Origin of the sequence: Spirosoma sp. (assembly GCF_048594605.1) — a bacterium.
In the GTDB taxonomy this organism is placed as follows: domain Bacteria; phylum Bacteroidota; class Bacteroidia; order Cytophagales; family Spirosomataceae; genus Spirosoma.
Map to the genome: position 1 here is coordinate 1 of NZ_JBMDWV010000083.1, position 2836 is coordinate 2836.

Genomic DNA, 2836 nt, shown 5'->3' on the forward strand with positions numbered 1-2836 from the left:
TGTACTTATATATATAAGGAATTAACCTCATAATTTTTCAATCCGTACACATTCCCGTACACCACATAAAAACAAAAATACCTAACCTGCTGATAATTAGCCTGTTAGGTATTTTCAAGGTAGCGGGGAGCAGGATCGAACTGCCGACCTTAGGGTTATGAATCCTACGCTCTAACCATCTGAGCTACCCCGCCGGATTGATGCCACAAAAGTAAGGAAAAATTGGCTTAAGCCAAAAATCAGCGTTGACTTTCGCAAAAAAAATCGTTTACCTTTGCCTCTGTCCCTTTTCAAGAATACTGCGTATGGAAAAATTTAAATTTGTTACTGAATACGAACTTCGAGCGTCTCCTAAAATGCTATTCCCGTACATCAGTACCGCTTCGGGCCTGTCGCAATGGTTTGCCAACAAAGTAAATACAATGCCTGAGCAACGGTTCGATTTTCAATGGGACAACGAAAGTCATATTGCCCGGCAGGTTTCAATGCGTCAAAATAAAGGCGTTCGCTTTGAGTTTCTGGACACGGACGAAAATGGCTCCGATAACAACTACGTTGATTTTCGAGTAGATCAGAGTGAACTGACGCAGTCGACATTTTTACGTATTATAGACTATTCCTCTACTACTGATGAAGACGAACTAAGAGATCTGTGGGATGGTTTAATGGATAAGCTAAAGGAAATTGTTGGTAGTTAAATTTTGTTAATGAATAATGGAAAATGAACCGCATGGCGGCACCGAATGTATAATGTGAACGGCGTCTCAATAGCTTCTCATTATCCATTTTCATTCTGCATTATACATTATTAATGAAGAAGATTGATAAACTAGTACTCGGCTCGTTTTGGGGGCCGTTTTTTTTAACACTCGGGGTCGTCATCTTTATTTTCCTGATGCGTCTGCTGATGTTTTACATCGATGATTTCGTCTCGAAAGATCTTGACCTGGCAACATTCGGTCGCCTTCTCTTCTATTTCGCGCTGTTAACAATTCCTACGGCGTTACCATTGGCCGTTCTGCTCTCGTCGTTAATGACGTTTGGTAACCTGGGTGAATTCTTCGAACTAACAGCTATGAAAAGTGCGGGCATTTCGCTCACCCGCGCTATGCTTCCTCTTCTGATTGTTGCTATCGGAATCAGTGCTTTCTCTTTCTGGTTTAATAACTCCGTTTCGCCCTGGGCCAATTTAAAAGGCTACAGTTTACTTTACGACATAAAAACTGCCAAGGCTACGCTGAACCTGAAGGAGGGGATTTTTTACAATGATTTGCCCGGCTACAGTATTAAGGTAGATCATAAAATAAAAGCGCCCAAAGAGAGTAAAAATGGCGATTTGCTTAAGGGATTGGTTATCTATAAACATCCAACCAACGGCATGGAGTCGGGGAATCGCGAGATTATTCTGGCTGATTCCGGACGGATGTATATGGACAAAGACCGAACTTACCTCACGTTTCAGCTTTTCAATGGAAATGATTACCAGGAGTACACTGATAATAATACGTATAGCTACGTTGGTAATGGAACATCGGCCAGGGGGGGGCAATTCATGCGGAATGGATTTAAGGATTATCGACTGGTGATCAGTCTGGAATCATTCGGAATAAAGCGTACGGACGAAAATCAGTTCGAGTATCATGAGTACATGAAAAACCTGAAAGAACTCACTACGCTGACCGATTCACTCCGAAAAGATTATTCGAAAACAAGCATTAATGTAGCCAGTACGTCCCGCCAGTATTATAACTATCAATTTAAGGCAGATGGAGTGCTGCGGCAGAAGCAGATAGCCGACGGAAAGTGGGTCGATTCTTTGTTGAAAAAGCGAGCAGTACCCCGGCCCGATTTGATGCAGATGGCATTAACTCAGGCACAGAATGTCTTGTCATACGCCGTATCGAACGTAACGTACCTGAAAGAGAAAGAAAAAAGCGTGTGGAAATATCAGCTGGAAACTCATCACAAATTTACCCAGGCTATTTCTGTTTTCGTGATGTTTCTGATTGGCGCTTCTATGGGAGCAATTATTAAAAAAGGAGGCTTTGGCTTACCCGTGCTGGTTTCTATCGTATTCTTTATTTTCCTTTATGTATTAACGCTGCAGGGTGATAAGTACGCGAAAGATGGATTATTGTGGGTGCCTGTTGGGGCCTGGCTAGCTAATGCAGTGCTCTTTCCGATAGGGTTGTTTTTAATGCAGCGTGCCCGCCATGATTCACGACTTTTTGATAAAGATGTGTACATTATTGCCTGGGAGAAACTGAAAAAACGTTGGAATGAAACCAGGAATCGTCAGCCAGTAGTGAGCAGTCAGTAGTCAATTCTGAAATAATACGTTTCTGGAGTAATACAAATACGTTGCAAATTATTACGTAACACCCATTGGCCATTTATTACCGATTGACGACTTTTTTCACTATATTTGCACCCAAATTCAAATTTTTCATATAAAAGCTGTCTGAAGATGTATCTAACGACCGAAAAAAAACAGGAGATTTTCTCCACCTCGGGCTTTGCTAAAAGCGCAACGGACACCGGGTCGGCCGAATCCCAGATCGCGCTGTTCACTTACCGGATCAGTCATTTAACTGACCACCTGAAAGTTCACAAGCACGATTACGGCACTCAACTGGGTCTTCTAAAATTAGTTGGTAAACGTAGGCGCCTGCTGAACTACCTGCTAAAGAAAGACATTACGCGGTACCGGGCGATCCTGGCTTCGCTAGGGCTACGGAAGTAACCAGCCGCTCCACAAAAAAGGGAATCTGCTACACAGTAGATTCCCTCATTTTTGTTGTTTCATTACTAGAGCGATGATTGTGGTAAAGAAACA

Annotated in this window: 3 protein-coding genes and 1 tRNA gene; 3 read left to right on the forward strand and 1 reads right to left on the reverse strand. The window is 42.5% G+C overall.

Annotated elements, in window-relative coordinates:
- Positions 1-120: 120 nt before the first annotated feature.
- Positions 121-194, reverse strand: a tRNA-Met gene (locus tag ACOJS8_RS04790).
- Between the two features lie 111 nt (positions 195-305).
- Between ACOJS8_RS04790 and ACOJS8_RS04795 the strand changes: the two genes are divergently transcribed.
- The 3 genes from ACOJS8_RS04795 (at position 306) to rpsO (ending at position 2743) form a co-directional block, all read left to right on the forward strand.
- Positions 306-698: an START-like domain-containing protein gene (locus tag ACOJS8_RS04795; protein ID WP_420147393.1), complete on the forward strand. Its 393-nt coding sequence runs from the start codon at positions 306-308 to the stop codon at positions 696-698.
- A gap of 113 nt (positions 699-811) precedes the next feature.
- Entirely contained in the window at positions 812-2320 is a 1509-nt protein-coding gene (locus ACOJS8_RS04800) for an LptF/LptG family permease (protein WP_420147394.1), read from the forward strand.
- A gap of 147 nt (positions 2321-2467) precedes the next feature.
- Positions 2468-2743, forward strand: a complete 276-nt coding sequence (gene rpsO / locus ACOJS8_RS04805) for a 30S ribosomal protein S15 (protein ID WP_420147395.1) — start codon at positions 2468-2470, stop codon at positions 2741-2743.
- Positions 2744-2836 lie beyond the last annotated feature (93 nt).

What these genes read in the sequence shown, in the direction of transcription:
- ACOJS8_RS04795 (WP_420147393.1), top strand. Translation starts at nt 306, where the DNA reads ATGGAAAAATTTAAATTTGTTACTGAATACGAACTTCGAGCGTCTCCT.
- ACOJS8_RS04800 (WP_420147394.1), top strand. Translation starts at nt 812, where the DNA reads ATGAAGAAGATTGATAAACTAGTACTCGGCTCGTTTTGGGGGCCGTTT.
- rpsO (WP_420147395.1), top strand. Translation starts at nt 2,468, where the DNA reads ATGTATCTAACGACCGAAAAAAAACAGGAGATTTTCTCCACCTCGGGC.